This window comes from Peptoniphilus obesi ph1 (genome assembly GCF_000311865.1).
GTDB classification, from domain to species: Bacteria; Bacillota; Clostridia; order Tissierellales; family Peptoniphilaceae; genus Peptoniphilus_E; species Peptoniphilus_E obesi.
The window spans coordinates 237,533-258,587 of the sequence record NZ_HE978580.1 but is presented as its reverse complement, the minus strand read 5'-3'; the positions used below and the strand labels follow the sequence as shown (position 1 = coordinate 258,587).

General features: G+C 34.4%; 27 protein-coding genes. 23 read left to right on the top strand and 4 right to left on the bottom strand.

All coding sequences use genetic code 11. The features are described from left to right. Window position 1 precedes the first annotated feature (1 nt). The 8 genes from HGPB_RS01155 (at window position 2) to HGPB_RS01120 (ending at window position 8,177) form a co-directional block, all read left to right on the top strand. Window positions 2-202, top strand: a complete 201-nt coding sequence (locus tag HGPB_RS01155) for a hypothetical protein (protein WP_002834902.1) — start codon at window positions 2-4, stop codon at window positions 200-202. Continuing rightward, window positions 177-3,035 carry a DNA polymerase gene (locus HGPB_RS01150; RefSeq protein ID WP_019131839.1) on the top strand — a complete coding sequence of 953 codons (2,859 nt, stop codon included), beginning with the start codon at window positions 177-179 and terminating at the stop codon, window positions 3,033-3,035. Before HGPB_RS01155 ends, HGPB_RS01150 begins: the two co-directional genes overlap by 26 nt. Before the next feature lie 13 nt (window positions 3,036-3,048). Further along, complete coding sequence (locus HGPB_RS01145) at window positions 3,049-3,372, top strand: DUF7768 domain-containing protein (RefSeq protein ID WP_218915120.1); 324 nt, start codon at window positions 3,049-3,051, stop codon at window positions 3,370-3,372. Then, on the top strand, window positions 3,373-5,574 hold the full coding sequence (locus HGPB_RS01140) for a phage/plasmid primase, P4 family (RefSeq protein WP_019131837.1): 2,202 nt from the start codon (window positions 3,373-3,375) through the stop codon (window positions 5,572-5,574). It begins immediately after the preceding gene. A gap of 264 nt (window positions 5,575-5,838) precedes the next feature. Beyond that, a complete protein-coding gene (locus HGPB_RS01135; protein ID WP_019131836.1) occupies window positions 5,839-6,096 on the top strand; it encodes a sterile alpha motif-like domain-containing protein in 258 nt (85 codons plus the stop codon). After that, on the top strand, window positions 6,054-6,335 hold the full coding sequence (locus HGPB_RS01130) for a VRR-NUC domain-containing protein (RefSeq protein ID WP_019131835.1): 282 nt from the start codon (window positions 6,054-6,056) through the stop codon (window positions 6,333-6,335). Before HGPB_RS01135 ends, HGPB_RS01130 begins: the two co-directional genes overlap by 43 nt. Continuing rightward, window positions 6,336-7,682, top strand: a complete 1,347-nt coding sequence (locus HGPB_RS01125) for a DEAD/DEAH box helicase (RefSeq protein ID WP_019131834.1) — start codon at window positions 6,336-6,338, stop codon at window positions 7,680-7,682. It begins immediately after the preceding gene. Between the two features lie 93 nt (window positions 7,683-7,775). Then, window positions 7,776-8,177 carry a DUF1492 domain-containing protein gene (locus HGPB_RS01120; protein WP_019131833.1) on the top strand — a complete coding sequence of 134 codons (402 nt, stop codon included), beginning with the start codon at window positions 7,776-7,778 and terminating at the stop codon, window positions 8,175-8,177. A gap of 76 nt (window positions 8,178-8,253) precedes the next feature. On the opposite strand, the gene HGPB_RS01115 is transcribed toward HGPB_RS01120, so the two are convergent. Continuing rightward, complete coding sequence (locus HGPB_RS01115) at window positions 8,254-8,520, bottom strand: type II toxin-antitoxin system RelE/ParE family toxin (protein WP_002834890.1); 267 nt, start codon at window positions 8,518-8,520, stop codon at window positions 8,254-8,256. Next, entirely contained in the window at window positions 8,520-8,777 is a 258-nt protein-coding gene (locus HGPB_RS01110; protein ID WP_002834889.1) for an AbrB/MazE/SpoVT family DNA-binding domain-containing protein, read from the bottom strand. Before HGPB_RS01110 ends, HGPB_RS01115 begins: the two co-directional genes overlap by 1 nt. A 188-nt stretch (window positions 8,778-8,965) precedes the next feature. Between HGPB_RS01110 and HGPB_RS01105 the strand changes: the two genes are divergently transcribed. After that, the gene (locus HGPB_RS01105; protein WP_019131832.1) at window positions 8,966-9,325 is read left to right on the top strand and encodes an HNH endonuclease; all 360 of its coding nucleotides are present in this window, start codon (window positions 8,966-8,968) and stop codon (window positions 9,323-9,325) included. A gap of 93 nt (window positions 9,326-9,418) precedes the next feature. On the opposite strand, the gene HGPB_RS01100 is transcribed toward HGPB_RS01105, so the two are convergent. Further along, window positions 9,419-10,300, bottom strand: coding sequence for an Abi family protein (locus tag HGPB_RS01100; protein WP_019131831.1), 882 nt, complete (start codon window positions 10,298-10,300; stop codon window positions 9,419-9,421). A gap of 122 nt (window positions 10,301-10,422) precedes the next feature. Between HGPB_RS01100 and HGPB_RS01095 the strand changes: the two genes are divergently transcribed. From HGPB_RS01095 to HGPB_RS01065, 7 genes are all read left to right on the top strand, one after another. Then, window positions 10,423-11,031, top strand: a complete 609-nt coding sequence (locus tag HGPB_RS01095) for a P27 family phage terminase small subunit (RefSeq protein WP_019131830.1) — start codon at window positions 10,423-10,425, stop codon at window positions 11,029-11,031. Between the two features lie 5 nt (window positions 11,032-11,036). Continuing rightward, the gene (locus HGPB_RS01090) at window positions 11,037-11,819 is read left to right on the top strand and encodes an S-adenosylmethionine synthetase N-terminal domain-containing protein (RefSeq protein WP_019131829.1); all 783 of its coding nucleotides are present in this window, start codon (window positions 11,037-11,039) and stop codon (window positions 11,817-11,819) included. Further along, window positions 11,816-13,051 (top strand): site-specific DNA-methyltransferase, encoded by a 1,236-nt coding sequence (locus HGPB_RS01085; RefSeq protein WP_019131828.1) that lies wholly within the window; start codon window positions 11,816-11,818, stop codon window positions 13,049-13,051. Before HGPB_RS01090 ends, HGPB_RS01085 begins: the two co-directional genes overlap by 4 nt. Before the next feature lie 43 nt (window positions 13,052-13,094). After that, entirely contained in the window at window positions 13,095-13,307 is a 213-nt protein-coding gene (locus HGPB_RS01080; protein WP_019131827.1) for a DUF4314 domain-containing protein, read from the top strand. A 99-nt stretch (window positions 13,308-13,406) separates the two neighbouring features. Then, entirely contained in the window at window positions 13,407-13,739 is a 333-nt protein-coding gene (locus HGPB_RS01075; protein ID WP_019131826.1) for a hypothetical protein, read from the top strand. After that, on the top strand, window positions 13,740-13,970 hold the full coding sequence (locus HGPB_RS01070) for a DUF6900 domain-containing protein (protein ID WP_019131825.1): 231 nt from the start codon (window positions 13,740-13,742) through the stop codon (window positions 13,968-13,970). Window positions 13,971-14,062: 92 nt separating this feature from the next. Then, the gene (locus HGPB_RS01065) at window positions 14,063-15,652 is read left to right on the top strand and encodes a terminase large subunit (protein ID WP_019131824.1); all 1,590 of its coding nucleotides are present in this window, start codon (window positions 14,063-14,065) and stop codon (window positions 15,650-15,652) included. Window positions 15,653-15,872: 220 nt separating this feature from the next. Here HGPB_RS01065 and HGPB_RS01060 read toward each other — a convergent pair whose 3' ends face one another. Next, complete coding sequence (locus tag HGPB_RS01060; protein WP_019131823.1) at window positions 15,873-16,544, bottom strand: DUF3800 domain-containing protein; 672 nt, start codon at window positions 16,542-16,544, stop codon at window positions 15,873-15,875. Window positions 16,545-16,584: 40 nt separating this feature from the next. On the opposite strand from HGPB_RS01060, the gene HGPB_RS01055 reads away from it, so the two are divergent. From HGPB_RS01055 to HGPB_RS01025, 7 genes are read left to right on the top strand one after another with little or no spacing between them, the layout of a single operon-like run. Further along, entirely contained in the window at window positions 16,585-17,853 is a 1,269-nt protein-coding gene (locus HGPB_RS01055) for a phage portal protein (RefSeq protein WP_036738106.1), read from the top strand. Then, window positions 17,840-18,526, top strand: coding sequence for a head maturation protease, ClpP-related (locus tag HGPB_RS01050; protein WP_019131821.1), 687 nt, complete (start codon window positions 17,840-17,842; stop codon window positions 18,524-18,526). The genes HGPB_RS01055 and HGPB_RS01050 overlap by 14 nt, the downstream gene beginning before the upstream one ends. A 4-nt stretch (window positions 18,527-18,530) precedes the next feature. After that, on the top strand, window positions 18,531-19,721 hold the full coding sequence (locus tag HGPB_RS01045; protein WP_019131820.1) for a phage major capsid protein: 1,191 nt from the start codon (window positions 18,531-18,533) through the stop codon (window positions 19,719-19,721). A 10-nt stretch (window positions 19,722-19,731) separates the two neighbouring features. Next, on the top strand, window positions 19,732-20,004 hold the full coding sequence (locus tag HGPB_RS01040; RefSeq protein ID WP_019131819.1) for a head-tail connector protein: 273 nt from the start codon (window positions 19,732-19,734) through the stop codon (window positions 20,002-20,004). Then, complete coding sequence (locus HGPB_RS01035; RefSeq protein WP_019131818.1) at window positions 20,004-20,336, top strand: phage head closure protein; 333 nt, start codon at window positions 20,004-20,006, stop codon at window positions 20,334-20,336. Before HGPB_RS01040 ends, HGPB_RS01035 begins: the two co-directional genes overlap by 1 nt. Continuing rightward, window positions 20,333-20,713, top strand: a complete 381-nt coding sequence (locus tag HGPB_RS01030) for an HK97 gp10 family phage protein (protein WP_019131817.1) — start codon at window positions 20,333-20,335, stop codon at window positions 20,711-20,713. The genes HGPB_RS01035 and HGPB_RS01030 overlap by 4 nt, the downstream gene beginning before the upstream one ends. After that, window positions 20,706-21,032, top strand: a complete 327-nt coding sequence (locus tag HGPB_RS01025) for a hypothetical protein (RefSeq protein ID WP_019131816.1) — start codon at window positions 20,706-20,708, stop codon at window positions 21,030-21,032. Before HGPB_RS01030 ends, HGPB_RS01025 begins: the two co-directional genes overlap by 8 nt. The last annotated feature ends 23 nt before the right edge of the window (window positions 21,033-21,055 follow it).

Sequence of the window (21,055 nt, the reverse complement as noted above, 5' to 3'; positions counted from 1 at the left end):
AATGGACTATTTAATTACAGCAATAGTTTTAGCTATTTGGTCCTTTTTATGGTATAAGCTTGGATTTTTACAAGCTCAACTAAAAGAACTAGATAGAGATATCAGAAAAATAGAAAAACAAATAAAAGAAGATAGAAAAAATAATTTAGCAGAATTAACAAAGCTTAGTGATAGCTATGAAGAGATTGTCCATAGATCTTGAAACATTCTCTTCAATTGATTTAGGCAAAAGTGGTGTATACAAATATGCCGAGAGCGAGGATTTTGAAATCCTCCTCTTTGCCTATTCTATTGATGATGGAGAAGTTAAGGTCATAGATTTGGCAAGTGGAGAGATTATTCCTGAAGAAATATTATCAGCACTTAGTGATGAAAATATAGAAAAGTGGGCCTTTAACGCAAACTTTGAAAGGGTGTGCCTCTCAAGATTTCTTGGTAAAAGGCTAAATCCAAAAGGTTGGTACTGCACTATGATTTGGTCAGCCTATCTGGGGTTACCTCTATCGCTTGAAAAAGTCGGAGAGGTTTTAAAACTAGATAAGCAAAAGATGAATGAAGGGAAAGCTCTTATAAGATATTTTTCTATTCCATGTAAACCTACTAAAACCAATGGTATGAGGACAAGAAATCTACCACATCATGATTTGGGAAAGTGGTCTACCTTTAAGGAATATAACCAAAGAGATGTGGAAACAGAAATGGCAATAAAGAAAAAATTATCAGCATTTCCTATGCCTCAATCAGAATGGGAAAACTACTGGGTAGACCAGAACATCAATGACAGAGGAATATTAATTGATGAAGTTTTAGTTGATTCAGCTATTAAATTTGATGAAATCTTACGAGAAGAAAATATGGACAGAGCCATAGAATTAACTGGTCTTGAAAATCCAAATTCTCTCTTACAGCTAAAAGAATGGCTAAATAAGAAAGGCTTAGAGATCGATTCCTTAGCTAAAAAAGATGTAGAGTCTGCTCTTAAAAATGTTGAAGGAGATATTAAAGAAGTGCTGGAACTTAGACAAGAATTATCTAAGTCCTCAGTTAGAAAATATGACGCTATGAAAAATGTAAGAGGAACAGATAATCGAGCAAGAGGTCTGATCCAATTCTATGGAGCAAATAGAACTGGAAGGTATTCAGGCAGGCTTATTCAAGTTCAAAACTTAAGAAGAAACAATCTAAAAGATTTAGAACTAGCTAGGAGTCTTGTAAAAAATAGAGATTATGAAACGATGGAGATTCTATATGAATCCCCGTCTGATATTTTATCCCAATTAATAAGGACAGCCTTTATAGCAAAAGAAGGCACCAGGTTTATTATTTCTGACTTTTCAGCAATAGAGGCCCGTGTCCTTGCATGGATTGCAGGAGAACAATGGGTACTGGATGCCTTTGAAAATGGAGAAGATATCTATTGCAGAACAGCATCAAGGATGTTTGGTGTGCCAGTTGAAAAGCATGGAGTAAATGGTCATCTAAGGCAAAAAGGAAAGATAGCAACTTTAGCCTGTATTGCTGAAGGCGAATTGGTTCTTACAGATAAGGGGTTAGTTCCTATAGAAAAACTTACAAAAGCTCATAAATTATGGGATGGAGAAAACTGGGTTTCACATGATGGAGTTATATATAAAGGGATAGGAGAAGTGATTGAATATGATGGGCTTAGAGCAACAAAAGACCATATCGTATGGATCGAGGGGCAAGAAAAGCCAATACAATTTGGAGAAGCTGCCACCAGCGGAGCACATCTCCTACAATCAGGAGATGGTAGGAGAGCAATATGGGTGGGTGAAGATTATAAGTCCAGAAAAAAGATGGGCGAAAAACTGGAATTCTTGTTATGTCCTCACAAGATGTCAAGGATGTGGAAGCATTCAATGGCAAGACAGGGGAAATTTAACGACAGGAAGGTCAAAAGGATGTCAAGCTTGCTCCCAGCCAAGACAAATTCCACGATGGTTGGACAGAAGGCTAACAGCAGCAAAGCAAAGGTGTACCAACCCAAAAGATCCAGAGTTCAAAAACTATGGAGAAAGAGGAATAAAGTTCAAGTTTCCATCAATTCTAGAGGCAGGTCTTTATTTAATCGAAAAATTTGGACTGCCAAAAAGAGAACTAGAAATAGACAGAATAGACAACAATGGGCATTACGAAAGAGGCAACTTAAGATTTGCGACTCGTATAGAGAATGCTTCGAACAAGAGAAATACTGTATTAACAGAATTTCATCAAAAATACTGGCCTTATGCACGAAGTGTTGTTATAAGGAAACTTTCAAAAGGATTAAGCCGAGACGAAATTATAGAAGATGCAGAATTAGCTGTATTCGAGAAAAGAAAAAATTGGAAAGGTATAGAAGCAAGACTAGACTTTATGATATACGAAATGCCGGAAAGAATAACCGTTTTACCGTATCAGGGAAATTAGTTCACAACTGTGGCTACCAAGGAGCCTTAGGTGCTCTTAAAGCAATGGGTGGTATTGAGATGGGTTTATCTGAAGATGAACTTCAATCAATCGTTGATTCCTGGCGAGAGGCTAATCCAAATATAGTGAGTCTTTGGTGGGACATAGATTCAGTCGTAAAAAGAGTTGTAAAGACTAGAACTAAAGAAAAATATAAGAGCCTAGTTATTAGCTATGAAAAAGGCATTCTTTTTATACAACTACCCTCAAAAAGAAGACTAGCTTATCCAAAAGCAAAAATCGGGATGAATCGATTTGGTGGAGAATCAGTAGTCTATGAAGGAGTTGTATTAGGAAACAAGTGGGACAAAATTGAATCCTATGGTGGAAAATTTGTAGAAAACATAGTTCAAGCCATAGCCAGAGATATTTTAGCTGAGACTATGATGAGACTTGAGGAAAAAGGATTTAATATCGTCATGCATATTCATGATGAAGTTGTAATAGAAAGTGATTCATCTAGCATCGAGGAAATAAATCAAATAATGTCCTTACTTCCTAGCTGGGCACCTGGACTTATTCTTGATGCAGATGGATTTGAAAGTGAATTTTATAAAAAAGATTAATGGAGGTAGCTTAATGAAAAAAACTAAATACTATCCCTTGGTATATATCTGCAGTCCATTTTCTGGAGATGTTGAAAATAATGTCATCAAGGCACAGAAGTATTCTCGCTATGCCTTGGATAAAGGAAATATACCAATAGCACCACATCTTTTATTTCCTCAGTTTATGAGTGATGAAAGTGAGAGAAGACTTGCCATGCATTTTAATTATGTCCTTCTTGGTAAATGTGAAGAAGTATGGGTCTTTGGTGACAACATAAGTCCTGGAATGGCAGAAGAAATAAGAGTTGCTGAGAAGAGAAAAATGAAGATTCGCCATATAAAGGGGGTAGCCTAATTGAAAATATACACCTCAAATTTAATAGGAGTGGAGTCAAACTGTGTTTATCCTAATGAGGTCAATGCAGTAGATGTTAGGTCATTTGAGAAAGCTGCGAGTTTTGACCATGTAATGGCTAAGTATAAAAATTCCTACAGGTCCAATGATAATTTTATAGAGTCAGAATGCATTCCAATGGATATAGACAACGACCATTCAGAAAATCCAGATGATTGGATTTCAATGAATGATTTAAAGAGAATATTTGATGGAGTTAAATTTGCCATAGTTTACAGCAGAAACCATAGAAAAGAAAAAAATGGAAAAGCTGCAAGACCAAGAATGCACATATATTTTCCAATTCCTAAGATCACAAATTTAGCTGAATATGTAGGCATCAAAGAAAGGTTGGCAGAGACTTATACTTTCTTTGATGGTAATGCACTAGATGGAGCGAGATTTTTCTTTGGAGTTAAGAATCCTGCTGTTGAAATAGTTAGGGGAAGAAAATATGTAACAGAAATCCTAAAAGATGACTTTGAGGATTTTGATAACTCTCAAGACTTGATTCAGCAAGGTTCTAGAAATTCAACCATGAATCATTTTGCAGGTAGGGTTCTAATTCGATATGGAAATACAGATGAGGCGAGAGAACTATTTAATAAAAAAGCTAGTCTTTGTTCTCCACCATTAGCAGATGAGGAGTTAGAACAAATTTGGAGGTCAGCTTGTAAGTTCTATAAAAAAGTATCAGCAAGTGAAGATTATGTTCCACCTGAAGAATACAATGAAAGATATGAGGAATATAAGCCAGAGAAACTTACAGATATAGCAATGGCTGAAATCTTTACTAAGCACAACAAAGATAAAGCTATCTACACCATATCTCAAGGCTGGCTTTATTGGACGGGCAAGAAGTGGGAAGATTCTGAGCTAAAAGTAATGAGTCTTTATATGGATACTGCTAAAAAAGTTCTAGAAAATGCAAGCATTGAATTTAAAGAGACCTATCAAGAATTAGCAGATGCTGAAATGATGGGAAATAAGGAAGAAAAAGCACAAGCAAAGTTAAAAGTAAATACTGCAAAAGCCTACCTTAATTTTGCTAAAAAAATGAACGACCACGGAAAAGTATCTGGAATATTAAAACTAGCTAAGTCTTTGTTAGAAGTTAAAAATGAAAAACTTGATGCAGATGCTTTTATTCTAAATACACCTGTTGGAGTTATTGATTTGAAAACAAGTGAAATAAAAGAGCATGACCCGTCTTACTATTGCGCGAAGATTACTGCCCTAGCTCCAAGTAAGGATAATATGGATATGTGGATAGCTACTTTAAGGGATGTAACTGGTGGAGATGATGAGTTTATTAATTTCTTAAAGTTCCATGCAGGGTCGACATTAATAGGTCATGTTTATGAAGAAGCACTCCTTATAGCCTACGGAGATGGAGGAAATGGGAAGTCTACAGTCTTTAATTCAGAGGCTCACGTTCTTGGAGACTATGCAGGTAAAATCCCAGCTGAGTCTTTAACAACAAGAGCAAAGAATGTGAAGGTTGATCTTGCAGAGTTATGTGGCAAAAGATTTATTCTAGCCTCTGAAACAGAAGAGGGTCAAAGACTGTCAAGTTCTATGCTAAAGCAGATAGCAAGTGTTGATGATATTTCAGCAGAAAGAAAATACTATGCACCCTTTTCATTTACGCCAACGCATTCTACTATTCTCTATACAAATCATCTACCAAAGGTGGGCTCTAATGATCGAGGAACCTGGAGAAGAATTGTGGTGGCTCCATTTTCTGTCGCCATTAAAAATCCTAAGACAGACTATATAGATAAGCTTATAGAAAAAGCAGGAGGAGCAATTCTACAGTGGATGATTGAAGGAGCAAAAGAATATATAGATGCAGGCTTTAAATATCCAAAGTGTAATGTTGTAGATGATGCTAAAAGCTCATATAAAGAAGAAAATGACTGGATAAACCATTTTATTTCAGATAAATGCATAAAAGGAACAAATTATAAAGAAATGAGTGCAAGGTTATATCAAGTTTATCGTGAGTGGGCTGGTTCAAATGGAGAATATATTAGAAACAATAGAGATTTTTCACGAGCCCTTATAGCAGAAGGTTATGAAAAGAAAAGGACAAATAGGGGAATTGAATGGGGTGGTATAACCATCAATGATTTAATGGAGTCGGAAGACGACTTTTTATAAATGCATCTTAGTGTAGCATTTATAGGCTAAATAAAGATGATTGCATAGAAAAAAGTTTTTCTTAATTAATGAAAAGTGCATACACTAAACTACAAAAAGACATGACTATTTACACTTGACTTAACACTGAAATGGCTTAATATACGCATTTTGTATGGTGTGAATAGTCATAGCCTACTTTCTTTTATATATTATTTTTATTCTCTCGTGTAAAAGGTTTATATATAGCTACACTATACAACACTTTAGAAAAATGGAGGATTTATGAATTTCTATAACTACATGATGAAAAATCACTTAAATGAAAAGTCTCCAAGAGGAGATTTAGCAAGAGATATGAAGGAAGATAGAGACTTTCCTAAAAATAAAACAGGGAAATTTAAGGGCTGGAAAAGACTGATTAAAAATTATTTAAAAAGCCAGGGTGCTTGTTATGATTGTATGATGGCTTTTGAAAAAGCATGGAAGGAGTATGAAAATTGCGAGAGAAAGATATTGAATCTGCCCTTGTTAAAAGAGTAAAAGAGAATAAGGGTCTATGTCTTAAGTTTACATCTCCATCAATGACGGGAATACCAGACAGGATAATACTTCTACCTAAAGGAAAGATTGGATTTGTGGAAACAAAAAGACCTGGAGGAGGAGTAAGACCAATCCAGAAAAAAAGAATAAGACAATTTAAAAACTTAGGTTTCAAAGTTTATGTTCTTGATACCAAAGAAAACATTGATGAGATAATAAAGAGGATTGGAGGTGATTAATTGGAATACACTCCACATAAATACCAAAACTATGCTACTGAATTTATAAAAGAAAATGAAGAATCAGCACTTCTACTGGACATGGGACTCGGTAAGACGGTTATAAGTCTAACAGCTATAAAAGACTTACTCTTTGATTCTTTTGAAATTTCTAAAGTTTTAATTGTAGCACCATTAAGAGTTGCTAGGGATACTTGGAAAGAAGAGATAGAAAAGTGGTCTCACCTTGATTTCTTAAAATATTCAGTGGTCGTAGGAAGTGAAAAAGAAAGAATAAAAGCATTAAATAAACAAGCAGATATCTATTTAATCAATAGGGAAAATGTAGACTGGCTAATAAATAAGAGCGAAATACCATTTAACTACGACATGATCGTAATTGACGAATTATCATCTTTTAAGTCTCATAGGTCAAAGAGGTTTAAAGCCTTGATGAAAGTTAGACCAAAGGTAAAAAGAATAGTTGGTCTTACTGGAACTCCATCATCTAATGGACTAATGGATTTGTGGGCTGAGTTTAGGCTCCTTGATATGGGAGAGAGACTTGGTAGATTTATTGGTCAGTATAGGGAAATCTACTTCAAACCAGATAAGAGAAACGGACCAATCATTTATTCCTATAAGCCACTTCCTTTTGCTGAAGATGCAATCTATGAAAAGATATCAGATATCACAGTTTCTATGAAAGCTGAAGACTATCTAAAAATGCCAGAGAAGATAAACAATGAAGTCTTTGTAAATCTATCAGATAAAGAAAGAGATATCTACGAGACCTTAAAAAAAGACTTGGTTGTTAGTATTAAGGATAAAGATATAGATGCTGTTAATGCTGCAGCCCTTTCTAATAAGTTACTGCAAATGGCATCAGGCTCTGTTTATGATGAAGATAAAAATATGATTCATATTCATGATAGAAAGCTTGATGCTTTAGAAGATTTAATAGAAGGTGCAAATGGTAAACCTGTTCTGATAGCTTATTGGTACAAGTCGGATTTAAAAAGAATAAAAGATAGGTTTGATGTAAGAGAGCTTAAGACAAGTGAGGACTTTAAAGAATGGAATCAAGGTAAGATTCCTGTAGCCATTATCCATCCAGCATCTGCTGGTCATGGATTAAACCTACAAGCAGGTGGCTCAACACTTATTTGGTTTTCCCTTACTTGGTCATTAGAACTTTATGAGCAAACCAATGCCAGACTATATAGGCAGGGTCAGAAAGAAACAGTTGTGATTCATCATATCCTAGCAAAGGAAACCATTGATGAAGATGTAATGAAAGCATTAGAAAATAAGAACAAGACACAAGCTGCACTTATTGATGCAGTGAAAGCAAATCTGGAGAGTTAATGTCATAGAATGTCACTATCAAAATTTGCTAAGATTAATGCAAGAGTAGAAGTTATATGGATAACTTACCTCAAAAACGTATGGAGGTAAGAAATGAATGCAAAAGAATATTTAAAACAAGCTTTTTATTTAGACAAGAGAATAAACTCAAAGCTGGAGCAAGTTGAATCACTCAACGCTCTAGCAACAAAAGCTACATCGACCTTATCAGATATGCCAAAGGATCCTAATAGAGGAACATCTAAACTTGAGGATACTATTGTTAAGATTGTAGATCTCCAAGAAGAAATCAATAGGGACATAGATAAGTTGGTGGATTTAAAGAAAGAAATCGTAAGAACAATAAAAAAGATTGAAGATAAAGAACTTCAAGTAGTTTTAGAAAAAAGATATCTTTGTTTTGAATCTTGGGAGAAGATAGCAGTTGAAATGAATTACTCAATTCAGCATATCTTTAGACTTCATAGTAAGGCTTTAAAAAACATAGAGGTATAAAAAAATCGGGTGACGCATAAATGCATCACCCGCAAAACTTTCGTTTTCAATTCGTGTTTTTATTATAGTACTAGTTTTAAAACTTATCCAGGATATCATGGTGTCCAATATCTAAAAGAAATATCAGCTCATTATTTTCATAGAACCAAATAATGCGAATATCCATGTTAACAGAAGACTCCCATATTCCATCTGTACCTTGTATTTTCTTAGTTCTTAAAGATGGATGGGTAGGATTTTCTACGAAAAATTTAAGTTTCTTTTTCGTTTGTTTCTTTTCAGTATCAGATAGTTTTTTGTAATGTTTTTTAAAGGCTTTCGAATAAGTAATTTTATAGGACATTACTTGTCTAACTCCTCGAATAGAGAGTCGATAGAATCAAAAACAGGTTGAGTCCCATTTTTTATAGATTCTTTAATTTCTTTTACTTCAGCTTTTAAATTTTTTATGACGTGTTCTGGATAGATTGCTACTGGAACAAGTACAATTTTTCCGTTATCTTCTATGACTTCAAATTGATCACCTTGGTTTAATTCCATAGAGTTTACTATGTCTTTTGGGATGGTAACTTGTGATTTAGCTTTTAATTCAACTAACATAAAAAACCTCCTTAGTTAGAAATTCATACTTTCTAACTAAATTATATTTTCTTCTGAGAAAAAAGTCAAGTGGAGAGTAAAGTTGATAGAATGAGAGTAAGTAGTTGTAGTATAGTTAGAATAGCAAAAGAATAATAAAACGAGCCTTGGAGATAAAATCTTCAGGGCTTTCTTTATGGAGTGATAAAGTGCCGAGAAAACCTAAGAGACCATGTTCACATCCAGGTTGTCCAGAATTAGTTGATGGACGATTCTGCAAGAAACATGAGAAAGAATACAACAAAAACTATGAAAAATATAAAAGAGATCCTAACACTCATAAGCGTTATGGAAAAGCATGGAGACTTATTAGAAAAAGATATGTAGCAGAGCATCCACTTTGTGAGATGTGTTTAAAAGAAAATAGAATGACAAAGGTAGAGGAAGTACATCACATACTTCCTCTTTCTCATGGTGGAACTAATGACGAAGATAATCTTATGAGTCTTTGTAAATCTTGTCACTCAAAGATTCACGCTGAGCGTGGAGATAGATTCGGACGAGAATAGTTTTGAGGGAGGGGGAGTAGTTATCTTAAAAGCTGATTTCCCTACCAACGGTGCCGCCCTCTCACGCACAAAAAAACGGGTTCAAAGGGGGTATTAAAGAACATCTTTCCAATTAGGAGGAAAACCCATAAATTTATAGTTGAAGTATCCTTGGTATTTATTAAAGGTATTTTCTAAATCTTTTAAAAGGGATTCCCATTGGTCGTTTGAGTTTAAAATTCTCTTTATGATTAAAAGAATGGGGAATATTTTATTTTGCTTGCCCTTATATTGTTCGTTTTCAGAATAAAGGCGGGGAGTTTCTTTTAAAGGCATATTATAAAGTCGAGTGTAATGGGCACAAATATTTCTTACTTCAACGAGACATAGAATCCAATTTTTTAAATATTTAGGATCTGTGTTGTAATAATTAGAAATTTCTTTTTGATCTTCATCCTTAAGAATACTAAACAAAGAAGATAAATTTCCAAAAGACATGAGTTCAACGGATACCCAGATTGGAAACTTTCCATCATATTTTTTTAGGTGGTGTTTAATAAATGGTTTATTCTTTTGCCTGTCAACTTCGTTGCTCAGATTCTCATTTATGATGGAATATATGGTTTGGCCTTTTTTATTTGTTTTATGAATAAAATTATCTTCGTGCATAAGTACATCGGAACCATACGTCATAGCTAGATGATAAGCAATTTGTGTTCTAAGCTCTATTTCAATTTGCTCAATAGTTCTAATGAGGTTGTTTTTAAATTGGCTATCAAAGCAATAAAGGTTAAAGAGATGCTCGATAGTAATATGATCCTTATAATGCTCTTTATTATTATATTTTTTAAGACCAATACCATAACCTGAAAGTCTGTAATAATTTACTTTTTTCAAAATTTCTGTTGCATAAACTTCATCTTTGATTTTTAAGTTATGGTCAATTTTTAATTTGGTAATTTGATCTTCGTAGTTTAAAGCAGGTTTTAATGTCATATAAGTTCTCCTTAATATAAAAAAGCCCTCTCCGTGGTCCGCATGTAGAAAATCTACATTAAGCGTGGAGAGGTTCTGTTAAATTAATTATAACATAGAACTAGTCAAAGTCAATAACATACATGAGAAAAGAAATAAAACAACTAGGAGGTGATACTATCGCTAAAGACGGAACATACAGAGGAGGAAGAAGAGTAAAAGCAGGAGGGAAACCACAGCCTGCTGCTGAAAAAATAGAAAAAGGTAAAAAAGTAGAAATACTAATGAATGATATTCCTACATTTAGTCCAGAAGAAATAGATGCAGTTGACTTACCAGATGGTGCAGTTCTTGATGGAACAGATATGCCAACACCTAGTGATTATCTATCTGCAAAACAAAAAAATGGTATACCACTTGGTGCTGATGAAATATATAAAGAGACTTGGGGATGGTTAAAACAGAGAAACTGTGAAAACTTAGTAAATCCAAGATTATTAGAATCCTACTCCCAGGCTTTTGCAAGATATATTCAATGTGAAGAGGCAATAAGTCAATTTGGACTTTTAGGAAAGCACCCTACTACTGGTGGAGTTATTGCATCTCCATTTGTACAGATGTCTAGCCAGTTTCAAAAGACGGCCAATCTTCTATGGTACGAGATTTATGACATAGTTAAAGAAAACTGCACGGAAGTATATGAAGACTATGGAGAAGATATGATGGAAAAATTACTAAGGCAGAGGAGGTAATTGTATTGTTTGAAAAAGTAAATCCAAAGCATCCAGATAAAATAGCAGATTGTATTGCTGGTGCAATTGTAGATTTAGCATATAAAGAAAAAGATAATCCTAAAATAGCAGTTGAAGTTTTGCTGGGGCATGGAAATTGTCATGTAATTATTGAAACAGATTGTAATCTAAATAAAAAAGAAATTGAAACAGCGATTAAGAGGATAGCTGGAGAGGTCATAGCAGATATTAAAATAGTTGAGCAGGATATCCACCTATCAAATAATCAGAAAGATAAGTTAAAATGTGGAGATAATGGAATCTTTAAGGGAGTGCCTACATCAGACGAAGAAAAGGAACTATCTTTAATTGCTCGTGAAATTTATTCTAATTATCCTTACGATGGGAAATACATTCTTGATGGGGATAAACTTATTATTTGTCAGTCAAATGTATCTACAGAAATTTTAAAATCAATTTATCCAAGAGGAATTGTAAATCCATTAGGAGATTGGACTGGAGGATATAATGTTGATACTGGAGCAACTAATAGAAAACTCGGTTCTGATATGGGACGAGCAGTAACTGGTGGGGGTCTTTATGGTAAAGACCTATCCAAGGCTGATGTATCGGTTAATATTTATGCCCACCTAAAGGCACAAGAAGAAAATAGAGAGATTGAATTATCCTGTGCAATCGGGGATGAAACTGTTGATGGTAGACCATATTCAGAAATTGTAGAAATTGCTAGAAACTACATTAACTCTATTGGTGGTTTTGAGGAATTTGCTAAGTGGGGGCTCATATGATTACAACAAAAGAAATGAAATTAGTTGATATTGAAAAACTTGTACCCTATGTAAATAATGCAAGGACTCATTCAGCAGACCAGATTAACAAACTACGATCATCAATTCGAGAGTTTGGTTTCATCAATCCTGTAATTATTGATAAAGACTACGGAGTGATTGCTGGTCATGGAAGAATTATGGCGGCAAAGGAAGAAGGGATAAAAGAAGTACCTTGTGTCTTTGCAGACCATCTAAACGAGGCACAGAAGAAAGCCTATATCTTAGCTGATAACAGAATGGCTCTTGATGCTGGTTGGGATGAAGAACTATTAAGAGTAGAAATTGAGTCCCTGGAAGATTATGGTTTTAATGTAGAACTTACTGGGTTTTCACCAGATGAGCTATCTAATATTTTTGACCTTGGAAATGATACAGAAGATGACGGTTTTGATGTAGACAAGGAATTAGAAAAACCTACTTTTTCTAAAGTTGGAGATATTTGGACCTTAGGTAAGCACAAACTTATTTGTGGAGATTCTACAGATGAAACCACTTACGAGAAATTAATGGGAGAATCAAAAGCAAATCTTATCATCACAGACCCTCCATACAACGTAAACTATGAAGGATCAGCTGGAAAAATTAAAAATGACAATATGGAGCAAGATAAATTCTATGAATTTTTACTAAGCTCCTTTTTAAATATGGAGAAATTCCTCGCAGATGATGGTTCGATTTATGTTTTCCATGCAGATACAGAGGGACTTAATTTCAGAAAGGCATTTCAAGATGCTGGCTTTTATTTATCTGGTACTTGTATTTGGAAAAAGCAGTCCCTTGTACTTGGAAGAAGTCCATATCAATGGCAACATGAACCAATTCTTTATGGTTGGAAGAAAAAAGGAAAACACAACTGGTATACAGGAAGGAAGGAGTCTACCATTTGGGAATTTGATAAACCAAGAAAAAATGGCGACCACCCTACTATGAAACCTATTCCTCTTTTATCTTATCCTATTAAAAATTCATCAATGACAAACTCCATTGTACTTGATCCATTTGGTGGAAGTGGAAGTACACTAATAGCTTGTGAACAGACTGATAGAATTTGTAGGATGATTGAACTTGATGAAAAATTTGTAGATGTCATTGTAAATAGATTTATTGAACTAGTTGGTAGTGATAAAGATGTAAGCCTTTTAAGAGATGGAAAAAAATATAAGTATGAAGATGCTATTAATCTAACTTGATATAAATCAGTATTTGAGTGATATATGTATGTGAGGTGATTAGATGATTTCAAGAGAAATTATACAAAAATTAAAAGAAACTTATCCTGTAGGTACAAGAGTAAAACTAATCCAAATGGAAGATGAACAGGCACCACCAGTTGGAACTTTAGGCACAGTTTATGGGGTGGATGCCATTGGATCAATCCTAGTAAAATGGGATAATGGTTCGATGTTAAATGTAATTTTCAGAGTGGATAGAATAGAAAAAATATAGAGCAAAGGTTGAAATATAGCCATTATATCCTTTAATTAACTTGCTTTATTTTTGACAGTACGGTTATATGTACATACAAAAAAAGATAAGGAGAAAAATATGGCATACAAATACATGAAAACACAGGAAGATTTAAATGAGTTAATCGACTCTTCAGCAATTACAATGCTTGGACTTTACGAAGGAGAAAATGGAGACTTAGCTTTCCAAGATTATTTAAAAGACTACCTTGAAGATGACACAATTTATATCACAATGGGAAAAACAATTAACGAATTTTACGAAAGCGACCTTCCTGAAGACTTAAGGATAGTAAGTTTAAAGTACAACAAGTTAGGAAGACTTCCAATTATAAGACTTGAGATTGGAGCGAAATGGTTTGATGACTTTATAGATAATCTCCAAAAGAATAAGAAAAGAGGAGTGAGATAAATGACAAACCAAGAATTGAAAAGGCAATGCTTTTTAGAGGCCACCAAAAGAATTAATGAAAAAAGAGATAAAGCACTTTTAGAAATTGCCAAGAAACATTCTTGTGCAATAGAAGAAAGAGGAGACTTAGAAAAAAGAAACAATGATTCAGAAGACTTTTTAGAAGTTTCAGTATGGTCATTAAAAGAAATGTTAAAAGAGGCCTATGAACTAGGAAAACAAAATAATTAGAAATCAAGAAATTGAGCGAAGGCTCTTTTTCTCGTAGTGAACTAGCTAACGGCTAGTATTTTTTATGCCTATTTTTAGAGGAAGGAGGTCAAATGAAATATAAACCAACAAAATTTATGCTGTCTACATCTCACTATGATAAAAACAAAGCAGACTATGCTGTCACTTTTATAGAATGTCTGAAGCATACAAAGGGTAGATGGGCAGGCAAAGACTTCAAGCTTATTGACTGGCAAGAAGAAATCATAAGAGACTTATTTGGCATTGTAAAAGATACAGGATACCGTCAATTTAATACAGCCTATATTGAAATACCAAAGAAGATGGGCAAATCTGAACTTGCAGCTGCTGTGGCACTTCTTCTTACTTGTGGTGATGGAGAAGAAAGAGCAGAAGTTTATGGATGTGCTGCAGACAGACAACAAGCAACTATTGTCTTTGATGTTGCAGCTGATATGGTAAGGATGAGTCCAGCCCTATCTAAAAGAGTAAAGATTCTAGCATCTCAAAAGAGGATGATATATAAGCCGACTAATTCTTTTTACCAAGTTTTATCTGCAGAGGCTTATTCTAAACACGGATTTAATATTCATGGTGTGGTCTTTGACGAACTTCATACTCAGCCAAATAGAAAATTATTTGATGTAATGACAAAGGGCTCTGGAGATGCAAGGACCCAGCCCTTATATTTTCTAATAACAACTGCTGGAACAGATACAAAATCAATCTGCTATGAGACTCACCAAAAGGCAGTCGACATACTTGAAGGAAGAAAAACTGATCCAACTTTTTATCCTGTGATTTATGGAGCAGACAGAGAAGATGACTGGACAGATGAAAAAGTATGGCATAAAGCAAATCCGTCTCTTGGAATTACAGTTCCTATAGAAAAAGTAAGACAAGCCTGTGAATCGGCTAAGCAAAATCCAACTGAAGAGAATGCTTTTAGACAACTAAGACTTAATCAATGGGTCAAACAAGCAATTAGGTGGATGCCTATGGAAAAATGGGACTTATGTAACTTTGCTGTTAATGAAAAAGAACTAAAAGGTAGAGTTTGCTATGGTGGTCTTGATCTTTCATCTACAACAGATATTACCGCCTTTGTTTTAGTCTTTCCTCCAATAGACGAAGATGATAAATATCAAATATTACCCTACTTTTGGTTGCCAGAAGACAATCTCGACCTAAGAGTAAAAAGAGACCACGTAAACTATGACCTATGGCATAAGCAAGGCTATATTCAAACTACAGAAGGCAATGTTGTCCACTATGGTTTTATTGAGAAATTCATAGAGGACTTGGGAGAAAAATATAACATCAGAGAAATAGCCTTTGATAGATGGGGAGCAGTTCAGATGGTTCAAAACTTAGAAGGCATGGGTTTTACAGTAGTTCCTTTTGGTCAAGGATTTAAAGATATGTCTCCACCAACTAAAGAACTCATGAAACTAACCCTTGAAAGAAAAATAGCCCATGGAGGTCATCCAGTTCTAAGATGGATGATGGACAATATTTTTATAAGAACTGATCCTGCTGGAAATATAAAAGCAGACAAGGAAAAATCTACAGAAAAGATAGATGGTGTAATTGCTACAATAATGGCTCTTGATAGGGCTATAAGGTGTGGAAATGATACAAGTGAGTCAGTTTATGATGATAGGGGATTGATTGTTTTTTAATCTCGCTATTTTTGATTTATCATAGCCAAATTTAGAAAAGTGGCGAGATTTAGAGTTAAGTAAAAATGCACGAAAAAAGCCACCATATAGGTGGCTAGAATATGTATACCAATTGCTTATGAGTGACGATAACACATATCGCTTACCTAGATAATGGCACTTGAATAAGACTTACTGTTGGTATAATCATGATACTTTAAAAATAGAAAAAAGTCAAGTTTTATAGGGGAAATTCAAAAATATATTTTAAGATGCCATTGTCTCTTAAAGTTTTAAACTCATCTGCGTAATTACCTGTTTTAAGATGAGAATACAAGATATTTGAGAAAACATCAGCGATTTGAATATTTGAGTTATTGGCAGAGTCAAAATATGAAACCGCAAAATTTCCTTGATTAATCCCAGTTATGCAAAGTTCAGTGTTTAAATAGTCCTCAAGAAAGAATCTCGATTCGGTTCTTTCATTTCTTTCATCAAGTTGTAAAAGATGATTCTCACTTGGTATGTAATTATTTCTTATGAAGTAGTCCAGTGATATTTTTAATAGGTAATTGAAAACTCTAGATGTATTTGAACAAAAAGTATCTTTGAGTCTTGAATTGTCAACTTTTATATAGAAAAGACTGAAGTTGTTTTTTCTGGCAAAGAAGTTTATAAATTTTTGTTTCATGGGTCTATCAAAAGCAGAACCTTTTAACTCATGAAATGCTCCATTTAAAAACATTTTTTGCCTATTGTCTATTCTTTTAAGCTCTTCAAGATTAGATGCTACAAAACGTTTATAGGATCTTTTTAAAGCATTAGAATTATCTGGAATAATTAACGTGATAATGAAGTATTCATTTTTAAGTTGATTATTAATTGTTCCTGATTCGTCGATATATATGTTCATGGTTTGTCCTTCCAGTAAATATATTAACATTATATCACAAATGATTAAAATTTTAGGAGGTGGTAATATAAACATTTTAAACTTAATATTCAAGTCGAGAGACAAACCTAAAGACGGGGAGAGGATATCTTCATCGTCTTTTTTATTTGGGAGGACAACAGCAGGAAGGAATGTCAACGAATTTACTGCCATGCAAATGACAGCAGTTTATTCATGTGTGAGAGTTCTTGCTGAAACCTTAGCTGGACTTCCCTTACATCTATACAAGAAAGAAAATTCAAACTCAAAAGAAAAAGCAAAAGGCCATGCCATATATTTTCTTTTGCACGATGAACCAAATACAGAGATGACTTCATTTGTTTTTAGAGAAACACTAATGACTCACCTTTTATTGTGGGGTAATGCCTATGCTCAAATAATTCGTAATGGTAGAAATGAGGTTATTGGACTTTATCCATTAATGCCAAATAAGATGACTGTTATGCGAAGTGAGGATGGAGAAATCTTCTATAAATACAATCACAAATCAGAAGAAGTTTATCTTTTAAAAGAAGATGTCCTTCACATACCAGGACTTGGGTTTGATGGTCTTATGGGCTACTCACCAATCACCATGGCAAAAAATGCCATTGGTATGGCTATGGCTTGTGAAGATTATGGAGCGTCATTCTTCCTAAATGGAGCACAACCAGGTGGAGTTTTAGAACATCCAGGAATTATCAAAGACCCAGAAAGAGTAAGAGAGTCATGGAACGCAGCCTTTCAGGGGCCTAAGAACGCCAACAAAGTGGCTGTACTTGAAGAAGGGATGAAATACCAACCCATAGCCATCGCACCAAGTGAGGCCCAATTTTTGGAAACTAGAAAGTTTCAATTAAATGAGATAGCAAGAATATTCAGAATACCACCTCATATGATCGGCGACCTAGAGAGGTCGTCTTTTTCAAATATAGAACAGCAGTCGCTTGAATTTGTTAAATACACTCTTGACCCTTGGATCGTTCGTTGGGAGCAATCTTTGGAAAGAGCACTATTAACAAAGAAAGAAAAAGAATCCTACTTTATTAAATTTAATCTTGATGGACTTCTGAGGGGAGACTATGAATCAAGGATGAATGGATATGCTGTAGGAAGACAAAATGGCTGGATGAGTGCAAATGACATAAGAGAATTAGAAAACCTAGATAGGATATCGGCTGAAGAAGGTGGAGACCTATATCTTGTAAATGGAAATATGCTACCACTTGATAAGGCTGGTAGTTTTTATCAGCAGAAAGGAGAAAAAATAAATCCTAATGAAGAACAATAAAATATTTTGGAACTGGAAAAAGGATTCAAATGAACTCTATATAGATGGAGTTATTGCAGAAGAGTCTTGGTTTGATGATGAAATCACGCCAAGGCTCTTTTTTGAAGAATTAAAAAACAAAAGTGGAGACATAACTGTATGGATCAACTCCCCTGGTGGAGATTGTATTGCAGCATCAAGAATTTACACCATGCTTTTAGAACACAAGGGAAATGTAACCATTAAGATTGACGGACTTGCAGCATCAGCAGCATCGGTCATTGCTATGGCAGGAACTGAAGTATTGATGAGTCCAACATCATTAATGATGATTCACAACCCTTTAACTGTGGCTATTGGTGACTCAAAAGAAATGCAAAAAGCCATAGATATGTTAAAGGAAGTCAAGGAATCAATCATCAATGCCTATGAGATTAAGACAGGTTTATCCAGAGAAGAGATTTCAAATCTAATGGATGGGGAGACTTGGTTTGATAAGAATAAGGCCATTGAGATGGGATTTTGTGACGGAACTCTCACTGATAAAAGAAAAGATGAGAAAGTTACGAACATGGTCTTTTCAAGACGAACAGTTACAAATTCGCTCTTAACAAAGATAAATAAAGAGGTAAGGACTCACTCAATGAGTGAGGTAGAAGAAAGATTAAACAATATTAAAAATACTTGGAGGTAAAGATATGAATTTAAAAGAACTAATGGAAAAGAGAACTAAAGCTTGGGACGAGGCAAAGGCATTTGCTGAATCTAAGAAAGATGAAAAGGGTCTAATGTCTGATGAAGACTTTAAGACATATGAAGAGATGGAGAGAACTATCGAGAATTATACTCGTGAAATTGAAAGAAAGAAGAGGGAAGAAGAAATGGATAAATCCTTGGAAAAACCTACTACTCAAGCACTAACAAATGAGCCTGCTACTTTTAATGAGGAAGATAAACCAATGAGAGCTAGAAATGTATATAAGAAATCTATGATGAAGGCATTAAGAACTAACTTCAGAGATATTTCTAATGAATTAAAAGTAGGCACAGATGAAAGTGGTGGATATTTAGTTCCAGAAGAGATGGAAACAGATATTGTAAACGGTCTTGAAGAAGAAAATATTGTAAGAAAACTCGCTACAAAAGTTCAAACTTCTGGACTTCATAAAATCAATATTGCAGCTACTAAACCAGCAGCCCTATGGGTTGAAGAAGGTGGTAAACTTACCTTTGGAGATGGCACATTCGATCAAGTATCTCTTGATGCACATAAACTCCACGTCGGTATTAAAGTTACTGAAGAACTTCTCTATGATGCAGCCTTTAATTTAGAAAAATATATCACTGAAGAATTTACTAGAGCGCTAGCAAATGCTGAAGAAGATGCTTTCTTAAATGGCGATGGAGTAAACAAACCTACGGGAATTTTTGATTCTAAAAAGGGTGGAGAACTTGGAGGTACAACAAAGGCTCAAACAATTACTGCAGATGAACTAATTGATTTAGTTTACTCCTTAGATAGGCCTTATAGGAAGAAAGCCGCCTTCATTTTAAATGATGCAACAGTTGCTCAAATTAGAAAGCTTAAAGATGTTAATGGTGCATATATTTGGCAACCATCACTTAAAGATGGAGAACCAGATAGACTTTTAGGATATCCTGCCTACACATCAGCCTTTGCTCCAAAAGCTGAAAAAGGAAAGCTTGCAGTAGCCTTTGGCGATTTTTCATACTACAAGATTGGAGATAGAGGAAATAGGTCTTTTCAAGACTTAAAGGAACTATTTGCTGGAAATGGTATGGTTGGTTTCTTAGGTAAGGAAAGAGTTGATGGAATCTTAGTTTTAAGAGAAGCAGTTAAACTATTAAAAATCGGTGCTACTGCCTAAGGAGTAAATTATGATTACTCTTGAGGAGGCAAAGTCCTATTTAAGGGTGGATTTTGATGATGAGGATGAGATGATTAATTCTTTCATCCAATCATCAATAAAGCACTCCATGGATGTAGCCAGGGTTGATAGTGAAGAAGAACTTTCTAAAAATCCAAATGGAAAGATAGCTGTCCTCTATATGACTGCTTATCTTTATGAACACAGAGAAGAGGCAGATTATTCTGAACTAAACTTAACTCTAAGGGCTTTATTATTTGGAATGAGAAAGGCTGAGTTCTAATGAAGATATCGGATTTAAATAGAAAAATAATCTTTCAAAATAAAAATGTTGAGGTGGATGGAATTGGTAACCATAAATCAGTATGGATGGACTATCTAACAACATCAGCCTATATTTCCTTTCAAGGAAAAGGTGAAGAGGTTTTTTTAGGAATGGAAGTAGACAGGTCAGACATTTCTTTTACTGTAAGATTTCAAAATAGGTTAAAGAATATTAACACTTCAGAATACAGAATTCTATTTGATGATGAAATGTACAATATCATATCAATTGACTTTATGAACTATAAAAATAGACTTATAAAGTTTAGAAGTAGGAAGGTGAGTAGATGAATGTAAAAATTGAAAACCTCGCCAGTGAAATAATGAAAGGCTTAGAAGAATATTCTGATATGGCAACAGACGAAGTCAAAAAGGAAGTTAAAAAGACTGGTAGTAATATTAGAAAAGACATACAAGAAAATGCACCTGTAGGAGAAACAAGGAAATATTCTAAGTCCTGGTCTGTAAAAACTATGAAAGAAACTTCAAATTCAATAGAACTTGTGGTTCACTCAAGAAATAGATACCAGCTGGCTCATCTACTTGAAAAAGGTCATGTTCTTAGGCAGGGAGGAAGAGTATCTGCTAAGCCACACATTGGACCAGCTGAAGAGAAAGGAGTAAGAGAATTGGAAGAAAATATAATGAGGAAATTACAAGATGGATAGGCTATTAAAAATAATTGAAAAGATAGGACTCCCATTTGCATACTCGCACTTTGCTGAAGGAGAAAGCCCTTCTCCACCATTTATAGTCTATCTATTTCCAAAGAATAAACACTTTGGTGCAGATGGAGTAGTTTTCTATAAAAACACCCAGATAGACTTAGAACTTTATACCGATAAGAAAGATTTAAAATTAGAAGAAAAAATAGAAGAGATACTTGATAGAGAAAAGATCTATTATGAAAAGTCTGAAGTTTGGATTGAATCAGAAAGACTCTATGAAGTTCTCTATGAATTTACTATGGAGGTAAAAAATGGCTAATAAAGTTAAATTTAATATTTGTA

Coding starts and splice junctions, on each gene's coding strand:
- HGPB_RS01070 (WP_019131825.1), top strand. CDS start 13,740: ATGACAAACCAAGAATTGAAAAGGCAATGCTTTTTAGAGGCCACCAAA.
- HGPB_RS01155 (WP_002834902.1), top strand. CDS start 2: ATGGACTATTTAATTACAGCAATAGTTTTAGCTATTTGGTCCTTTTTA.
- HGPB_RS01045 (WP_019131820.1), top strand. CDS start 18,531: ATGAATTTAAAAGAACTAATGGAAAAGAGAACTAAAGCTTGGGACGAG.
- HGPB_RS01040 (WP_019131819.1), top strand. CDS start 19,732: ATGATTACTCTTGAGGAGGCAAAGTCCTATTTAAGGGTGGATTTTGAT.
- HGPB_RS01050 (WP_019131821.1), top strand. CDS start 17,840: ATGAAGAACAATAAAATATTTTGGAACTGGAAAAAGGATTCAAATGAA.
- HGPB_RS01030 (WP_019131817.1), top strand. CDS start 20,333: ATGAATGTAAAAATTGAAAACCTCGCCAGTGAAATAATGAAAGGCTTA.
- HGPB_RS01055 (WP_036738106.1), top strand. CDS start 16,585: ATGATTAAAATTTTAGGAGGTGGTAATATAAACATTTTAAACTTAATA.
- HGPB_RS01135 (WP_019131836.1), top strand. CDS start 5,839: ATGAATTTCTATAACTACATGATGAAAAATCACTTAAATGAAAAGTCT.
- HGPB_RS01145 (WP_218915120.1), top strand. CDS start 3,049: ATGAAAAAAACTAAATACTATCCCTTGGTATATATCTGCAGTCCATTT.
- HGPB_RS01110 (WP_002834889.1), bottom strand. CDS start 8,777: ATGTTAGTTGAATTAAAAGCTAAATCACAAGTTACCATCCCAAAAGAC.
- HGPB_RS01060 (WP_019131823.1), bottom strand. CDS start 16,544: ATGAACATATATATCGACGAATCAGGAACAATTAATAATCAACTTAAA.
- HGPB_RS01080 (WP_019131827.1), top strand. CDS start 13,095: ATGATTTCAAGAGAAATTATACAAAAATTAAAAGAAACTTATCCTGTA.
- HGPB_RS01095 (WP_019131830.1), top strand. CDS start 10,423: ATGAGAAAAGAAATAAAACAACTAGGAGGTGATACTATCGCTAAAGAC.
- HGPB_RS01025 (WP_019131816.1), top strand. CDS start 20,706: ATGGATAGGCTATTAAAAATAATTGAAAAGATAGGACTCCCATTTGCA.
- HGPB_RS01115 (WP_002834890.1), bottom strand. CDS start 8,520: ATGTCCTATAAAATTACTTATTCGAAAGCCTTTAAAAAACATTACAAA.
- HGPB_RS01065 (WP_019131824.1), top strand. CDS start 14,063: ATGAAATATAAACCAACAAAATTTATGCTGTCTACATCTCACTATGAT.
- HGPB_RS01150 (WP_019131839.1), top strand. CDS start 177: ATGAAGAGATTGTCCATAGATCTTGAAACATTCTCTTCAATTGATTTA.
- HGPB_RS01120 (WP_019131833.1), top strand. CDS start 7,776: ATGAATGCAAAAGAATATTTAAAACAAGCTTTTTATTTAGACAAGAGA.
- HGPB_RS01075 (WP_019131826.1), top strand. CDS start 13,407: ATGGCATACAAATACATGAAAACACAGGAAGATTTAAATGAGTTAATC.
- HGPB_RS01100 (WP_019131831.1), bottom strand. CDS start 10,300: ATGACATTAAAACCTGCTTTAAACTACGAAGATCAAATTACCAAATTA.
- HGPB_RS01035 (WP_019131818.1), top strand. CDS start 20,004: ATGAAGATATCGGATTTAAATAGAAAAATAATCTTTCAAAATAAAAAT.
- HGPB_RS01085 (WP_019131828.1), top strand. CDS start 11,816: ATGATTACAACAAAAGAAATGAAATTAGTTGATATTGAAAAACTTGTA.